The organism is Micromonospora ureilytica (genome assembly GCF_015751765.1).
In the GTDB taxonomy this organism is placed as follows: domain Bacteria; phylum Actinomycetota; class Actinomycetes; order Mycobacteriales; family Micromonosporaceae; genus Micromonospora; species Micromonospora ureilytica.
This window is the reverse complement of the sequence record NZ_JADOTX010000001.1, coordinates 705,840-721,886: the sequence shown is the minus strand read 5'-3', so window position 1 is coordinate 721,886 and position 16,047 is coordinate 705,840. Positions and strand designations below refer to the sequence as shown.

General features: G+C 70.7%; 12 protein-coding genes. 8 read left to right on the top strand and 4 right to left on the bottom strand.

Annotated features, from left to right (window positions below):
• Positions 1-6: 6 nt before the first annotated feature.
• The 6 genes from IW248_RS03310 to IW248_RS03285 all read left to right on the top strand — a co-directional run bounded on the left by IW248_RS03310 (position 7) and on the right by IW248_RS03285 (position 8,004).
• Positions 7-1,056 (top strand): LacI family DNA-binding transcriptional regulator, encoded by a 1,050-nt coding sequence (locus IW248_RS03310; protein WP_231396683.1) that lies wholly within the window; start codon positions 7-9, stop codon positions 1,054-1,056.
• 84 nt (positions 1,057-1,140) lie between these two features.
• The gene (locus IW248_RS03305) at positions 1,141-2,445 is read left to right on the top strand and encodes an ABC transporter substrate-binding protein (RefSeq protein WP_196925588.1); all 1,305 of its coding nucleotides are present in this window, start codon (positions 1,141-1,143) and stop codon (positions 2,443-2,445) included.
• A gap of 67 nt (positions 2,446-2,512) precedes the next feature.
• Positions 2,513-3,481, top strand: a complete 969-nt coding sequence (locus tag IW248_RS03300) for a carbohydrate ABC transporter permease (protein ID WP_196925587.1) — start codon at positions 2,513-2,515, stop codon at positions 3,479-3,481.
• 1 nt (position 3,482) lies between these two features.
• Positions 3,483-4,370, top strand: coding sequence for a carbohydrate ABC transporter permease (locus IW248_RS03295; RefSeq protein WP_196925586.1), 888 nt, complete (start codon positions 3,483-3,485; stop codon positions 4,368-4,370).
• Entirely contained in the window at positions 4,367-6,598 is a 2,232-nt protein-coding gene (gene yicI / locus IW248_RS03290; RefSeq protein ID WP_196925585.1) for an alpha-xylosidase, read from the top strand. The genes IW248_RS03295 and yicI overlap by 4 nt, the downstream gene beginning before the upstream one ends.
• The gene (locus IW248_RS03285; RefSeq protein WP_196925584.1) at positions 6,595-8,004 is read left to right on the top strand and encodes a GH1 family beta-glucosidase; all 1,410 of its coding nucleotides are present in this window, start codon (positions 6,595-6,597) and stop codon (positions 8,002-8,004) included. Before yicI ends, IW248_RS03285 begins: the two co-directional genes overlap by 4 nt.
• A 79-nt stretch (positions 8,005-8,083) precedes the next feature.
• Here IW248_RS03285 and IW248_RS03280 read toward each other — a convergent pair whose 3' ends face one another.
• The gene (locus IW248_RS03280) at positions 8,084-8,677 is read right to left on the bottom strand and encodes a nucleotidyltransferase family protein (RefSeq protein ID WP_196930019.1); all 594 of its coding nucleotides are present in this window, start codon (positions 8,675-8,677) and stop codon (positions 8,084-8,086) included.
• Between the two features lie 172 nt (positions 8,678-8,849).
• On the bottom strand, positions 8,850-10,559 hold the full coding sequence (locus tag IW248_RS03275; RefSeq protein WP_196930018.1) for a bifunctional 3'-5' exonuclease/DNA polymerase: 1,710 nt from the start codon (positions 10,557-10,559) through the stop codon (positions 8,850-8,852).
• 120 nt (positions 10,560-10,679) lie between these two features.
• On the opposite strand from IW248_RS03275, the gene IW248_RS03270 reads away from it, so the two are divergent.
• Complete coding sequence (locus tag IW248_RS03270; RefSeq protein WP_231396681.1) at positions 10,680-12,446, top strand: ABC transporter transmembrane domain-containing protein; 1,767 nt, start codon at positions 10,680-10,682, stop codon at positions 12,444-12,446.
• Between the two features lie 50 nt (positions 12,447-12,496).
• Entirely contained in the window at positions 12,497-14,191 is a 1,695-nt protein-coding gene (locus IW248_RS03265) for an ABC transporter ATP-binding protein (RefSeq protein ID WP_231396680.1), read from the top strand.
• A 6-nt stretch (positions 14,192-14,197) separates the two neighbouring features.
• Here IW248_RS03265 and IW248_RS03260 read toward each other — a convergent pair whose 3' ends face one another.
• Both IW248_RS03260 and IW248_RS03255 read right to left on the bottom strand, forming a co-directional pair.
• Positions 14,198-15,127: a carbohydrate ABC transporter permease gene (locus IW248_RS03260; protein WP_196925582.1), complete on the bottom strand. Its 930-nt coding sequence runs from the start codon at positions 15,125-15,127 to the stop codon at positions 14,198-14,200.
• On the bottom strand, positions 15,127-16,035 hold the full coding sequence (locus IW248_RS03255; RefSeq protein ID WP_124821807.1) for a carbohydrate ABC transporter permease: 909 nt from the start codon (positions 16,033-16,035) through the stop codon (positions 15,127-15,129). The genes IW248_RS03260 and IW248_RS03255 overlap by 1 nt, the downstream gene beginning before the upstream one ends.
• Between the last annotated feature and the right edge of the window lie 12 nt (positions 16,036-16,047).

Here is a 16,047-nt window from a genome sequence, read left to right as displayed (position 1 = left end):
GCCACCATGCACGACGTCGCCCGCCTCGCACAGGTCTCGGTCAGCACCGTCTCGTACGTGCTCACCGGCACCCGGCCAATCTCCCAGGCCACCCGCAACAAGGTGCTCGCCGCGATGGCCCAGCTCGACTACCAGCCCAACGCTATGGCCCGAGGGCTGGCCAGTCGCCGCAGCCGGATCCTCGGCCTGCTGATGCCGATGGACGAACGCGGCCTCGGCGCCACCGAGACCGCCTTCGTCACCGGCGCCGCCGCCGCGGCCAGCGTCGCCGGCTACCACCTGGTGCTCTCGCCGGTCGGCGGGGGCAACCTCGACGACCTGCGTCGGTTGGCCAGCCAGCGGATGCTCGACGGTGTCGTGCTGATGGAGGTCCAGCTGGCCGACGAGCGGGTCACAGTACTCCAGGAGGCCGGGGTGCCGCTGGTGCTGATCGGCCGTACCGGCGACACCAGCACGCTCTCCTACGTCGACATCGACTTCGACCAGACCGTCCGGGAGGCCGTCGCGCACCTGGTCGGCCTCGGGCACCGGCGGATCGTCTACGTCAACCACTCGGCCGCCACGCTGGCCAGCGGCTACGGGCCCGCGCTGCGTACCCGTGACGCCTTCACCGCGGCGATGACCGGGCACGGCCTGGAGCCGGTGATGATCGCGGCCGAGGACAGCGCCGCCGGCGGGCGGGCCGCCCTGGCCGCCGCGTTCGCGCGGGCCCCGGAGCTGACCGCGGTGTTGGCCATGAACGAGACGGCGATCTTCGGCATCCTCGGCGAGCTGACCGGCCGCGGGTTGTCGGTGCCCGACGACGTATCCGTCGTCTCGATGGTCACCTCGCCGCAGGTCGCCGAACTGGCCACCCCGGCGCTGACCGCGATGACGTCACCCGGTTCGGCGCTCGGCCGGATCGCGATCGAGGCGCTGACGCGCCACCTGGATGGCCCCGCAGACCAGCGTCACCAGCAACTGCTGCCGTGCGCGCTGGAGATCCGCGGGTCGACCGCCGCACCCCGGCGGGCGGCACTGGCCACCTCTGGTCCGTCGTCGAACGACGGCGGCTGACCAGCGAAAACGGCCCGCCATCGCGCTGCAACGCGACGACGGGCCCCGTGAAGTACCGGCTAGTACTCAACGAGGAGGATAGTAATGCAGCGATTCCGCCGGCTCGTCGCCGCGATCGCCCTGGCAGCGACCGCGACGACCACCGTGGCCGCCTGTGGCGGTGGTGACAACGGGGACAGCAACGACGCCAAGGTTCTCAAGCTCTGGCACTACGAGAGCGAGAACAGCGCCATGGGGGTCGGCTGGAACCGGGCTATCGAGCTCTTCAAGTCCGAGCACCCGGGCGTCGAGGTGCGCTTCGAGCGCAAGGCGTTCGAGCAGATCCAGCAGAACGCGGGCATGATCATCAATTCGTCCGAGGGCCCGGACATCATGGAGTACAACAAGGGCAACGCGACCGCCGGGCTGCTCTCCTCCCAGGGCCTGCTGGCCGACCTGAGCAGCGAGGCAGACAAGCGCGGCTGGGCCGGCAAGCTCAGCCCCAGCCTGCAGACCACCGCCCGGTACAGCGACAAGGGCGTGATGGGCTCCGGCAAGTGGTTCGGTGTGCCGAACTACGGCGAGTACGTCACGGTCTACTACAACAAGGACCTGTTCCAGAGCAACGGCGTCAAGGTCCCGACCACCATGGCCGAGATGACCGCCGCGATGGACACCTTCGTCGGCAAGGGCGTCACCCCGCTGGGCATGGCCGGCGCCGAGTACCCTGCCGGGCAGCTCTTCTACCAGCTCGCCCTGTCCAAGGGCGACCGGCAGTTCGTCGACAACTACCAGCTCTACAAGAACCCTGTCGACTTCAAGGCCGACCCGCTCAAGTACGGCGCGGACACCTTCGCCCAGTGGGTGCAGAAGGGCTACGTCGCGAAGAACTCGGCCAGCCTCAAGGCCGAGGACATGGGCACCGCCTTCATCGGCGGCAAGGTTCCGATGATCGTCTCGGGTAGCTGGTGGTACGGCCGCTTCAAGACCGAGATGAAGGCCAACTGGGACACCTTCCTCTTCCCCGGCAACACCCTGCAGGCCGGCTCCTCCGGCAACCTCTGGGTGGTCCCGGAGAACAGCAAGGCCAAGAGCCTGGCGTACGACTTCATCGACATCACCCTGCGTCCGGAGATCCAGGACCTGATCGGCAACAACGGTGGTGTTCCGGTCGCCGCCGACGCGTCGAAGATCAGCGACCCGAAGGACCGCAAGCTGATCGAGGACTTCAACACGGTCAGCAAGTCCGACGGGCTCGCCTTCTACCCGGACTGGCCGGTCCCCGGCTACTACGACGTGCTGGTCTCCGGCTTCCAGGGTCTGATCAACGGCTCGAAGTCGCCCGACCAGGTCCTCGACACGATCGCCAAGCCGTACGCCGATGGCGTCAAGGAGATCACCGGCAAGTGACACGGCGAGCGGCGGGCGCGACCGGCACGACCGGCGCGCCCGCCCGCCCCGCCGGGAAGGATCTTCCATGGCAGTCTCCGAGACGGTCGCCGCCACACCGCCGGCCGCGACCCCCACCCCGCCCGCGCCCAGCCGCAGACGCCGCGGCCGCAACGCGGCGTACTGGCTCTACCTGCTCCCCGGAGCGGTGCTCTTCCTCCTGGTCATCGGCGCGCCGCTGGTCGGCACCCTCTACCTGTCGTTGACCAAGTGGTCAGGCGTCGGCGACCCCCGGTGGGTCGGCCTGGACAACTACCAGCAGTTGCTGCAGGACGACGTGTTCTGGGCGTCGTTCCGCAACACGGTCTGGATGCTCGTCGCGATGGTGGTGGTGCCCACAGTGCTCGGGCTGCTGCTCGCCGCGGTGCTCTTCGACGTCATCGGCCGCCGGTTCAAGCCCCGTACGGCCGCCGCGCTGCGGGCCGCGTTCTACCTCCCGCAGGTGCTGCCCGTCGTGGTGGCCGGCATCGTCTGGGGCTGGATCCTCCGCCCCGACGGCGCGTTCAACAGCCTCCTCGACGCGGTCGGTCTCGGCGCGCTACGCCACGACTGGCTCGGCGACCCGGGCACCGCCCTGCCGGCCGTGATGGCCGTGATGATCTGGGTGCAGATCGGCTACCCGGTGGTCGTCTTCATGGCGGCGTTGCAGCGGGTCGACCCCGAGCTGTACGAGGCGGCCGAGGTCGACGGCGCGAACTGGCTGCACCGGTTCCGGGCGATCACCCTTCCGCAGATCCGGCCGGAGACCTTCGTGGTGGCCCTGACCTGCACCATCGCCGCGTTGAAAGTGTTCGGGCCGATCTTCGCCCTGACCCGGGGCGGCCCGGACAACGCCACGAACGTGCCGTCGTACTTCGCCTACTACACGTTCTTCAAGAAGCTGCAGGTCGGTTACGGCTCCGCGATCTCCACGGTGCTGACACTGATCATCGTGGTGGTGGCCGGCGTCTTCATCTGGATGCAGGCCCGCAGCGAGCGCCGGGACCGGGGGTTCTGACATGGCCGTCACGCTCACACCGAGCACCGCGCCGGTGACGCCGGCCCGGCTCGTCCGCGATCGACACCACCGCGGCGTCAGCCGCTGGGTGGTACTCGCCCTGGTCATCCTCGGCGCGCTCGTCATGCTGGTGCCGTTCGCGTTCATGCTGCTCAACGCGTTCAAGTCGCCCGGCGACTACTCGTCGGGCGGCCCACTGAGCTGGCCGACGGAGTTCTACACAAAGGGTCTGCGCACGTACTGGACCGAGGTGAACTTCCCGCTCAAGTTCTGGAACTCGGCGGTCATCGCCGGCTCGGTGGCCGTGCTCGGCGTCGCCGTCTCACTGCTCAACGCGTACGCGCTGGGCATCGGGCGGGTCCGTGGCCGGCTGTGGATCGTCGGGCTCTTCCTGCTGGCCAACATGCTGCCGCAGGAGGCGCTGATCTACCCGCTGTACTACGTGGCCAAGGAGGTCGGGCTCTACAACACCCGACTCGCGGTGATCATCATCTTCACCGTGATCCAGAGCGCGTTCGGCACCTACCTGCTCGCCTCGGTGATGGGCACGTTCCCGCGCTCGCTGCTGGAGGCCGCCGCCCTGGACGGCGCCGGCAAGTGGACGGTGCTGTGGCGGGTGGTCTTCCCCAACCTGCGGCCCACCCTCGCGGTGCTGCTCATCTTCTTCTTCATCTGGACGTGGAACGAGTTCCTCATCCCGCTGGTCATGCTGATCGACAACCAGACGCAGACCATTCCGGTCGCGCTCGCGTCGTTGCAGGGCGACCGGCTGATGGACGCGCCGACCACAAATGCCGGCGCGCTGATCAGCCTGGTGCCGGCCATCCTCTTCTTCCTCATCTTCCAGCGCACTCTGGCGCGCGGCATCACGGCAGGAGCCGAGAAGTGAAGTTCACCGACGGGTACTGGCAGCTGCGCGCCGGCGTCAGCGTCCTGCGCCCCGGCACCGTGGAGTCGGTCGAACCGGACGAGCGTGGCTTCACCGTCTTCGCACCGACCGGTCAGATCACCGGACGCGGCGACACCCTCAACCGGCCCCTGGTCACCGTCCGGTTCTTCTCCCCCGCCCCCGGCGTCATCGGGGTGACCATCGCCCACCACACCGGAGGGCTGCCCCGCGAGCCGCACTTCGGGCTGAGCACCGACGAGACGCACCCGGTCACCGTCGACGTCACCGGGCTCAGCGCGACGCTGACCACCGGCGAGCTGACCGCGCGGGTCGCGCTCATTGACGGGTGGCGGGTCGACTTCCTGCACGGCGACCGGCTGGTCACCGCGTCCACCGCCCGCAGCATCGGCGTCGTCACCGACGCCGAGGGCCGCCGGCACGTGCACGAACGGCTCGCGCTGGGCGTCGGTGAGACGGTGTACGGGCTGGGCGAGCGCTTCGGCCCGTTCGTCAAGAACGGGCAGACGGTCGACATCTGGAACGCCGACGGGGGCACCGCCAGCGAGCAGGCGTACAAGAACGTGCCGTTCTATCTCAGCAGCGCCGGCTACGGGGTCTTCGTGGACCACCCGGAGCACGTGTCGTTCGAGGTCGGCTCCGAGGTCGTCACGCAGACCCAGTTCAGCGTCGAGGGACAGTCGCTCACCTACTACGTCATCGACGGGCCCCAGCCGAAGGACGTGCTGCGCCGGTACACCGCGCTCACCGGCCGGCCGGCCCGGATCCCCGCCTGGTCGTACGGCCTCTGGCTGTCCACCTCGTTCACCACCTCGTACGACGAGAAGACAGTGACCGAGTTCGTCGACGGGATGGCCGAGCGCGGGCTGCCGCTGTCGGTGTTCCACTTCGACTGCTTCTGGATGCGTCAGTTCCACTGGGTCGACTTCGTCTGGGACCCGGCGACCTTCCCCGACCCGGAGGGGATGCTGCGCCGGCTGCACGAACGCGACCTGAAGGTGTGCGTCTGGATCAACCCGTACATCGCGCAGCGCTCGTACCTCTTCGAGGAGGGCCGCGAGGCCGGTTACCTGGTGCGCAACCCGGACGGCTCGGTCTGGCAGTGGGACAAGTGGCAGGCCGGCATGGCGCTTGTCGACTTCACCAACCCGGACGCGGTTCGCTGGTTCACCGGCAAACTCAAGGCGCTGCTGGACATGGGCGTCGACTGCTTCAAGACTGACTTCGGCGAGCGCATCCCGACCGACGTGGTGTGGCACGACGGCTCGGACCCGCAGCGGATGCACAACTACTACTCGTACCTCTACAACAAGGCGGTCTTCGAGCTGCTGGAGACCGAGCGCGGCGAGGGCGAGGCGGTGCTGTTCGCCCGCTCGGCCACAGCGGGCGGGCAGCAGTTCCCGGTGCACTGGGGCGGCGACTGCGAGTCGACGTTCGTCGCGATGGCCGAGTCGCTGCGCGGCGGGTTGTCCCTGGCGGCGTCCGGCTTCGGCTACTGGAGCCACGACATCGGCGGCTTCGAGGGCACTCCCGACCCGGCGGTGTTCAAGCGGTGGGTCGCCTTCGGGCTGCTCTCCTCGCACTCCCGGCTGCACGGGTCCGGCTCGTACCGGGTGCCGTGGGCGTACGACGAGGAGGCCGTGGACGTGCTGCGGCACTTCACCCACCTCAAGCTCGGCCTGATGCCGTACCTGGCGGCCGCCGCCCAGGAGGCACACCGCGACGGGACACCTGTGATGCGGCCGATGTTCGTGGAGTTCCCGGACGACCCGGCGACGGCACACCTGGACCGGCAGTACATGCTCGGCCCGGACGTGCTTGTCGCCCCGGTGCTCAGCGCCGACGGCGACGTCACGTACTACGTACCCGCCGGTACCTGGACGCACCTGGTCACCGGTGCGCAGGTCACCGGCCCGGCCTGGCGGACCGAGAAGCACGGCTTCGACAGCCTGCCGGTGCTGGCCCGACCGGGCGCGGTCATCCCGTTCGGCTCCCGCACCGACCGACCGGACTACGAGTGGGCCGACGATGTGCGGCTGCGGGTGTACGCACCGACCGAGGGGCAGCGCACCCGGGTACGGGTACCGTCACCCGGCAACGGGCCGGGCGCCGAGTTCGACGTGCGCTACGAGGGCGGGACGGCCAGTGCCGAACTGGTCGCCGGCACCTCGACGGGCTACATCTGCGAGATCCAGGGGACGGAACGATGACGCAACACCACTTCCCGGAGAGCTTCGTCTGGGGGTCGGCGACGGCCGCGTACCAGATCGAGGGCGCGGCGACCGAGGACGGGCGCGGACCGTCCATCTGGGACACCTACAGCCACACCCCCGGTCGGACCCTCAACGGTGACACCGGTGACGTGGCCGCCGACCACTACCACCGGTGGGCCGACGACCTCGGGCACATCGCCGACCTCGGGCTCGGCGCGTACCGGTTCTCCATCTCCTGGCCCCGGGTGCAGCCGGGCGGCTCGGGCCGGTTCAACCAGGCGGGCATCGACTTCTACTCGCGGCTGGTGGACGGGCTGCTGGAGCGGGGCGTCCGCCCGGTGGCCACCATGTACCACTGGGACCTGCCGCAGGAGTTGGAGGACGCCGGCGGATGGGCGGCGCGGGAGACCGCGTTGCGCTTCCAGGAGTACGCGGCGGGCATCGTGGGCGCGCTGGGCGACCGGGTGCACACCTGGACGACGCTCAACGAGCCGTGGTGCTCCGCGTACCTGGGTTACGCCTCCGGGGTGCACGCGCCGGGCCGGACCGAGCCGGCGGCGGCGCTGGCCGCGGTGCACCACCTCAACCTCGCGCACGGCCTGGCCGGCCGGGTGGTCCGGGAGCTGGCCCCGTCCGCCGAGCTGTCAGTGACGTTGAACCTGCACGTCATCCGGGGCGCGTCCGACTCGGCTGCCGACCAGGACGCGGTCCGGCGGATCGACGCGTTGGCGAACCGGGCGTTCCTCGGCCCGATGCTGGACGGGGAATACCCGGCCGACCTGCTGGCCGACACCGCCTCCGTCACCGACTGGTCGTTCGTCCACGAGGGCGACGAGAAGCTGATCGCGGTGCCGCTGGACGTGCTCGGGGTCAACTACTACTCCAGCACCCTGGTCCGGGCCTGGGACGGGGTGTCGGCCCGCTCCGACGCCGACGGGCACGGCGCGTCGACCTCCACGCCGTGGGTCGCTGCTGACAACGTCGACTTCCTGCCGCAGCCCGGCCCGTACACGGCGATGGGTTGGAACATCGACCCGCCGGCGCTGACCGAGCTGCTGCTGCGCCTCCAGCGCGAATACCCCAGCCAGCCCATGATGATCACCGAGAACGGCGCGGCGTTCGACGACGTGGTGTCGGCCGACGGCCGCATCCACGACGAGCGGCGGATCGACTACCTGCGTCGGCACATCGGCGCGATGGCCGACGCCCGCGCGCAGGGCGCGGACGTGCGCGGCTACTTCGTCTGGTCACTGCTGGACAACTTCGAGTGGGGCTACGGCTACGACCGTCGCTTCGGGATCATCCGGGTCGACTACGACACCCAGGTACGCACCTGGAAGGACAGCGCCCACTGGTACCAGCGCCTCGCCGCCACCGGCGAGCTGGACCAGGCACAGGACTGACGAAGAGCGTGCTGCCGGTGGGTCATCATGTTGACTCACCGGCATCACCCACATCGGGGAGCCTGGCAGGACGGGCCCCTCAGACCCCGACCCGCTGCGGGGGCACGGTGAGCCCGTAGAGCTCCATCAGCTCCGGGGTGTCGATCCGGCTGCCGTCAGCGACCGAGTCGCAGGCGATGTCGACGATCTGGTCCTTGTGCGCCAGCAGGTACGGCCGGGCGCCCACGTCGGCGCTGGCCAGGGTGGCGATGCCGGGCCAGTGCCGGCGGCCGAACAGCATCGGGTAGCCGCGCAGCCCGTCGTAGGTGGCGCAGACCAGCACGTCCGGGTACGGCAGCGCGGCCACCCGGCTGACCGCCGTGGCGCTCAGGCCCGGCATGTCGACCGGGACCACCACCACCGCCTCGATCCCCTCGTCGTCCATGGCGGCCAGGCCGGCCCGGATCGACGAGCCGACGCCGGTGCCCCACGCCTTGTTGATCACGACTATGGCCTTGCCCAGGTCGGCGGTCTTCTGGACCTGATCGGCGGCGGCACCCAGTACGACCACGATCTGCTCGCAGCCCGCCTCGGTCATCGTGTCGATCATCTGATTGACCAGGGGCTTGTCTCCCTGGTGCAGCAGCGCCTCCGGACCACCGATCCGTCGTCCCCCGCCTGCGGCGATGATCATTCCTGCGATCCGGTTCAGCTGCGCCCCCTCCAGCACGGGACGGACCGTGACCGATCCGTCCCCTCCTACGGACACTGCAACGAGGACGGCCAGCCGAGGGTGGCGGGGCGAAAAGGAGAAATAGCACAACCGTTACACGGCCGGCATCTTCCGACACGGGACCTTCCGTCGGTCAGGCCGCGTCGGCGTAGCAGTCGACGATGGACAGGTCCAGCGGAAACCGGACCGGCGTCGCACCGAAGAGCAGCGCGGAGGCTCGCTCGCCGGACCGGTTGACAGCCTCGGCGACCGCGTCAGCCTGAGCGGCGGGCGCGTGCACGACCACCTCGTCGTGTTGGAAGAAGACCAGCTCGGCATCGGTGCCAGACAACTCCGTCCGCAGCGTGGCCAGCAGCGTTGACGCCCACTCCGCGGCGGTGGCCTGGATGACGAAGTTGCGGGTGAAGCGCCCCCGGGACCGCGCGGCCCGTGCCCGCGGACTGTGCGGGTCGGCCACCCCCTCCGGGTCGGAGGGCTCGTCGTCGAGATCACCGAACCCGGCCGAGCCGGGCGGGCACGTCCGCCCCAGCCAGGACCGCACCAAGCCACCCGTCTCGCCGGTACGCGCGGCCGCCTCGACGTAACCGAACGCCGTCGGGTAGCTGCGCTTCAGCACCGCCAACGCGGGCACCGCAGCCCCACCGGTCTGCCCGTACATCGCGCCGAGTAGGGCCACCTTGGCCTTGGCCCGGTCACCGCCGAACGAGTCCCGGGCCAGCGCGGCGTAGAGGTCACCGGCACCGCCCGCCTCCGCCAGCCGCGCGTCGCCGGACACCGCGGCCAGCACCCGAGGCTCCAACTGGCCGGCGTCGGCGACCACCAACCGCCAGCCCGGATCGGCCACCACCGCCCGCCGGATCACCTTGGGGATCTGCAACGCGCCACCGCCCCGGGTGGCCCACCGGCCGGAGACGACACCACCCGGCACGTACTCCGGTTGGAACCGGCCACCCCGCGCCCACTGATCGAGCCAGGCCCAGCCGTGCGCCGTCCAGATCCGGTAGAGCTCCTTGTATTCCAGCACCAGCGGCACCGCCGGATGGTCCACCCCGCGCAGCACCCAGGCCCGGGTGTTGGGCAGCTCCACCCCGACCCGGGCGAACGCCTTCAGCAGCTCCGCCGGGGAGTCGGTGTGCAGGCGGCGTACGCCGAGCGCGTCGGCGATCCGGGCGGCCAACTCGGCAAGTCGGCGTGGCGGCCCACCGACCGGGGACGCCTCACCGAGCAGCTCGTGCAGGATCTCGTTGTGCACGTCGGCACGCCAGGGCAGCCCGACGACGCCCATCTCCACAGCGATCAGCGCGCCGGCCGACTCGGCGGCCACCAGCAACCGGAACCGACCGGGGTGCTCGGTCGCTGTGATGCGGGCGAGCTGGTCGGCGTACACCCGGGTCAGTGCCTCGATGCCCGGGCCCGGCGGACCGGGCAGGGTGTCGAAGAGCGCGCCCTGGCCGTGCCCGGGCGGCGCGGCGGCGCGCGGCGGTGGGTCGGGCGGCACCGCCGAGCCGGTCAGCCGGGCCCAGGCGGCGGCCAGCGAGCGGGGCTCGCCCCAGCGGCCCGCGTGCCCGAGCAGCAACGCCTCGGTCAACTCCACGTCGTGACAGCGATCGACCCGGACGCCCGCGCGCAGCAGCGTCGGGTAGACCGCCGGAGCGGTCGACCAGACCCAGCGCGGGTGCCCGGCGGCCTCGCGCGCGGCGACCGCGGCGACCAGGTCGGTGACGACCTCGGGCGGGCCGGTCGGCCGGCCGGCGGCGTCGAGCGGGCACAGCACTCCCCCGCCCCGCTCGTCGGACACCACCGCCACCAGCACGAACGTGATTCTGCCTCTTCCCTGCGACAGAAACGGAGGCACACCTCACCATGATCGGGTCGGCAGGGTGTCGGGGCCGGTCGGTAGCGTGACCAGGTGCCTCCGCAGATCCCGCATCCCGATCCTGGCACCCCCGACACCCGCGGTCCGATGCGTTACCTCTGGTGGCTGGTCCGCTGCCAGCCCTGGCGGGTGCTGCGCGGCAGCCTGATCGGCACGGCCTGGATGATCGGGCTCTCGGCCCGGCCCTACCTGATCTACCGTGCCGTCGACGACGGGCTGCGCGCCGGCGACACCCACGCCCTGGCGCAATGGGTCGCGGCGATCGTCGTCGCGGGCGTGGCCCTGTCCTACCTGGGCATCATGCGGCACCGGACGATGACCTTCATCCGGGAGGACGCCAAGGCCCGCTCGGCGGAGGTCCTGCTGCGTCACCTGTCCCGGATCGGCGCGGTGCTGCCCCGCCGGGTCGGGGCGGGCGAGGTGTCCACCATCGGTGGCTCCGACATCGACTGGACGGCGCAGGTGCTGACGCTGACCGGGCCGGGCGTCGGCGCGATCATCGCGTACGGGGTGATCGCCGTGGTGCTCTGGTCGATCTCCCCGATGCTGGCGCTCTGCGTGCTGGTGGGGGTGCCGGTGGTCGGTCTGGTCGTGGGGCCGCTGCTGCGCCGCCTGGAGCGGGCCGAATCGGTCTACCGCCGGCAACAGGGCGCGCTCACCGCCCGATCCGGTGACATCGTGGCCGGGCTGCGGGTGCTCGCCGGGGTGGGCGGCCGGGACCTGTTCGCCCGGCGGTACGCCGCCCGGTCCCAGGATCTGCGCGCCGAGGGCTACCGGGTCGGGGCGGTCAACAGCTGGATCGACGCCGCGACGGTCGCCATCCCCGGGTTGTTCCTGGCAGCGGTGGTCTGGTTGACGGCCCGGATGGCGGTGACCGGTGACGTCACGATCGGCGAGTTGGTCGCCGTCTACGGCTACGTGGCGACCCTGATCGTGCCGGTCTGGTTTCTGCTGGAGGGCAGCCACCAGCTCATCCGGGGTCGGGTCGCCGCCCGGCGGATCGCCGACCTGCTCACCGTGACACCTGACGACGTCGGTGGCCCGGGTCGCCGGTGGCCGGATGCCGTGCCGGAGGCACGCCGGCTCGGCTCCGTGCCGGAGGCACGCCGGCCGGATGGCCCGGGCGCGCCGGACGGCCCGGCCGACCTGCACGACCCGGTGACCGGCCTGACCGTGCGCGCCGGCCGGCTGACCGGCGTGGCGGCAGACGATCCGGCGGCGGCCGTGGCGTTGGCCGACCGGCTCGGCCGGTACGTCGTCAGCGGCGTCACCTGGGGCGGCGTGCCGCTGCGCGAGGTCGCCCTGGACGAGGTCCGCGCGCGGATCCTCGTCGCCGACCACGACTCGTACCTCTTCGCCGGCACGCTGCGCGACATCCTGCGCGCCGGGGCCGACGACGATGACGAGCGCCTCGGAGAGGCCCTGCGGACCGCCTCGGCGCAGGACATCGTCGACGCCCTGCCCGCCGGGCTGGACACCCCGATCGACGCCCGAGCCCGGACGCTCTCCGGCGGTCAGCGCCAACGGGTCCGCCTGGGCCGGGCCCTACGCAGCGAGCCGGAGGTGCTGATCCTCGTCGACCCGACATCGGCGGTGGACGCGCACACCGAGGCGCGGATCGCCGAGCGGTTGCGGGCCGCGCGGGCCGGGCGGACCACAGTGGTGATCGCCACGTCACCGCTGCTGCTCGGCCGAGCCGACCTGGTCGCGCACCTGAGCGCCGGCCGGATCACCGCCACCGGCGACCACGCCGACCTGCTCGACCGCGAAGCGGCCTACCGGCACCTGGTGGCCCGCGGCAGCGAGGACCCCGATCCGACGCAGTCCGCCGACACCGAGGAGGCGTACCGGTGAGCCGACTACCGGTGGCCGACCGCGGCACCGTACGCCGGGCCCTGCGCGACATGATCAGCCGGCACCGGCGCGCCGTCGGGGTCGTGCTGGCGTTGCACAGCGCCGCCGCGGTCGCCGGGCTCGCCCCGCCGTGGCTGCTGGGCACCATCGTCGACCGGGTCACCGCCGGCGCGGGCGTGGCCACCGTGGACCGGCTGGCGCTGGCCATCGCCGGCTGTGTCCTGGTCAGTGCCCTGCTCTCCCGATACGCCCAGTACGCCGGCCACCGCTTCGGCGAACGCGCCGTCGCCGAGCTGCGCGAGCAGTTCGTCTCCCGGACCCTCGGGCTGCCCGTCTCGGTCGTCGAACGGGCCGGCTCCGGTGACCTGGCCACCCGCAGTTCGGTCGACGTGTCGACGGTCGGCACCACCGTCCGGGACGTGGTGCCCACCATCGTCATCGCCACTGTGCAGTTGACGTTGCTGTTCGGGGCGGTCTTCCTGCTGCACCCACTGCTCGGGCTGGCCGCGCTGGCCGGGCTCCCGTCGATCGTGGCGGTGACCCGCTGGTACCTGCGCCGGGCCAGCTCCGCGTACCTCACCGAGGGTGCGGCTGCGGCCGAGCTGACCGAGACGCTGACCACCACCGCCGAGGGCGCCCGCACGGTCGAGGCGCTGCGCCTGGCCGACGACCGGATCCGGCACGGCACCAGCCGCATCACACTGGTGTGGCGGGCCCGTCGGGCGACCCTCGCGCTGCGTACCGTGTTCTTCTCGGTCGTCGAGGCCAGCTATCCGCTGCCGGTCGCCGTGGTCCTGCTCGTCGGTGGCTACCTGCTCTCCCGAGACATGGTGTCACTCGGCGCGGTGGTCGCCGCCGCGCTCTACCTGCAACAGGCGATCGACCCGTTGGACCGGCTGTTGCAGTGGACGGAGCAGGCGCAACGCGGCTTCGCGTCGTACGCCCGGGTGCTCGGCGTCGGCATGGTCCCACCGGAACCGCCCGGCACGACGGCCTCGTCACACGGTGAGCGGCTCGTCGTCAGTGGGGCGCGCTTCTCCTACTCCGACGACGGGCCGGACGTGCTGCACGGCATCGACCTGCAGGTGCAGCCCGGTGAGCGGCTGGCCATCGTCGGTCCGTCCGGCGCCGGCAAGTCCACACTGGCCCGACTGCTGGCCGGGATCGACGCGCCTCGGCACGGCGTCGTCAGCATCGGCGGCTGCCCGGTCACCGACCTCGACCCGGCCGAGCGACGCCGCCGGATCGCCCTGGTCACCCAGGAGCACCACGTCTTCATCGGCTCGGTCCGCGACAACCTCTCCTTCGCCGCGCCCGACGCCTCCGACGCACAGATGCGCGCCGCGCTGCTCACCGTGGGCGCCGAGTGGTTCGCCGAGCTGCCCGACGACCTGGACACCCAGCTCGGCGACGGGGCCCGTCAGCTCGGTGCGGCCGAGGCCCAGCAGCTGGCGTTGGCCCGGTTGGTGCTCGCCGACCCGCACACGCTGATCCTGGACGAGGCGACCGCCGCGCTCGATCCGTCCACCGCCCGACGGACCGAACGCGCGCTGGCCGCCGTGCTGGTCGGGCGGACCGTCATCGCGATCGCGCACCGGCTCAACACCGCGCACGACGCCGACCGGGTCGCCGTGCTCGCGGACGGCCGGATCACCGAGATCGGCAGCCATGACGAGCTGGTCGCTGCCGGTGGCGCTTACGCCGCCCTGTGGCGCTCCTGGCACACCCGCGTCGACGAGCGGTGAGGCGCCCTACTTCACCGCGCCGGAGGTGAGGCCGGCCTGGATCTGACGCTGGAAGACCGCGTACACGATGATCATCGGGAGGATGGCGATGGTCAGCGCCGCGAACAACCCGGACCAGTCCGCCTCGTAGCCAGCGTTGACCGAGATGTCGGCGATGCCCTGGGTGAGCACCCACTTGTCCTTGGCGTTGGAGAGCAGCACCAACGGGAGCTGGTACTGCGCCCACTGACCGATGATGTTGAAAATCGCGACGCTGATCAGGCCCGGCTTCGCCATCGGCATCATCACCTGGAAGAACAGCCGGCTGTGCCCGCAGCCGTCGATCATCCCCGCCTCGGCCACCGACGACGGCAGCGTCTTGAAGAACGCGGCCAGGAAGAACACGGTGAACGGCAGGGAGTACGCGGTGTAGACCAGCACCACGCCGGTGTGGGTGTCCAACAGACCCAGGTTCTTCACCACGAAGAAGAGCGGCACCAGAGCCAGGAAGACCGGGAAGGCCAACCCCGAGACGAAGAGGAAGTAGACCGCCCGGTTGCCCCAGAACTTGTAACGGGCCAGCACGTACGCGGCCATCGAGCCGAGCAGCATGGTGAGGAAGGTGCTGCACGACACGACGATCACGCTGTTGAGGAAGTACCGCCCGACGTGCGCCTTGGTCCAGGCCCGCCCGAAGTTCTCCCAGCGCAGCTCGGCTGGGAGCGTCCACGGGCTGCTGAAGATCTCGCTGGTGTTCTTGAACGCGGCGAGGAAGGTCCAGAGGATCGGCACGATCACGATCACCGCCCACACGGCGAGCGCGACGTGCCCCAGGCCGGAGAAGAGCTTTACCTCCGAGCGGGGGCCCTTGCTTCCCGGCCCGGCGGGAGCGGACGGGTCACCGGTCTTCGGCGGAAGCGCCGCCGGGGTCGGCGGCAGCGTCGACTGCGGATTCATCAGTACTCCACGCTTTCCCGCTTGGTGAGCCGCAGCGTCAGCGCCGCGAACGTGAGGGTGAGGAAGAACAGCGCCACGCCCATCGCCGAGGCGTAGCCGTACTTCGAGTAGACGAACGCGTTGCGGTAGATCTCCATGGCCAGCACTGTGGTGGCGCCGTCCGGGCCGCCACCGTCCACCGAGAGCACCGCCACGATGGCGAACGCGTCGAACGCCGCGATCCCGAGGTACACCCAGGCCACCTGGAGGGTGTCCCACAGCAGCGGCAGGGTGACCCGGAAGAACAGGGTCACCTTCGTCGCCCCGTCCATCTCGGCGGCCTCGTAGATCTCACCGGGGATGGAGGCCATCCCGGCCGAGAAGAGCACCACGTAGAAGCCGACCGCCTGCCAGACCAGCACCGCGATGATCGACCACAGGGCCAGGTTCGGCTTCACCAGGAAGAGGACCGGCTCCAGGCCGAACTTCATCAGCACGCCGTTGATCAGGCCGGACTCGTTCGGCCGGTACACCATCTGGAACAACACCGCGATGATGGCCACCGCCAGGACCTGGGGGAAGAAGAACACCACCCGGTAGAACTTCGCCCCCCAGACCCCCTGGCGTTGCCCGCCGCTGCTCTTGCCGCCCACGTTGAGCAGGAAGGCGAAGAACAGGGCGATGGCAATGGTGATCAGCGGCAGGGCAAGCAGCAGTACGCCGTGGTGCTGGACCGCCTTCCAGAAGGCGCCGTCGTCGAGCAGCCTCCGGTAGTTGTCGAAGCCCACCCACTGCGGGGCGGACAGCCCCCGCCAGTTGGTCATCGAGATCTGGAACGCCTGCGCGTACGGCCAGATCACGAATGTCACGTACAGCGCGACCGGGGCGAACAGGAACCCGATCACGAATGGATACTTGCCGTGCCGCATGACCCTAGCTCC

Excerpts from the sequence above, each read along its gene's own strand:
- IW248_RS03295 (WP_196925586.1), top strand. The coding sequence starts at position 3,483 with ATGGCCGTCACGCTCACACCGAGCACCGCGCCGGTGACGCCGGCCCGG.
- IW248_RS03260 (WP_196925582.1), bottom strand. The coding sequence starts at position 15,127 with ATGAATCCGCAGTCGACGCTGCCGCCGACCCCGGCGGCGCTTCCGCCG.
- IW248_RS03300 (WP_196925587.1), top strand. The coding sequence starts at position 2,513 with ATGGCAGTCTCCGAGACGGTCGCCGCCACACCGCCGGCCGCGACCCCC.
- IW248_RS03255 (WP_124821807.1), bottom strand. The coding sequence starts at position 16,035 with ATGCGGCACGGCAAGTATCCATTCGTGATCGGGTTCCTGTTCGCCCCG.
- IW248_RS03305 (WP_196925588.1), top strand. The coding sequence starts at position 1,141 with ATGCAGCGATTCCGCCGGCTCGTCGCCGCGATCGCCCTGGCAGCGACC.
- IW248_RS03310 (WP_231396683.1), top strand. The coding sequence starts at position 7 with ATGCACGACGTCGCCCGCCTCGCACAGGTCTCGGTCAGCACCGTCTCG.
- IW248_RS03280 (WP_196930019.1), bottom strand. The coding sequence starts at position 8,677 with ATGATCATCGCCGCAGGCGGGGGACGACGGATCGGTGGTCCGGAGGCG.
- IW248_RS03270 (WP_231396681.1), top strand. The coding sequence starts at position 10,680 with ATGCGTTACCTCTGGTGGCTGGTCCGCTGCCAGCCCTGGCGGGTGCTG.
- IW248_RS03285 (WP_196925584.1), top strand. The coding sequence starts at position 6,595 with ATGACGCAACACCACTTCCCGGAGAGCTTCGTCTGGGGGTCGGCGACG.
- IW248_RS03265 (WP_231396680.1), top strand. The coding sequence starts at position 12,497 with ATGATCAGCCGGCACCGGCGCGCCGTCGGGGTCGTGCTGGCGTTGCAC.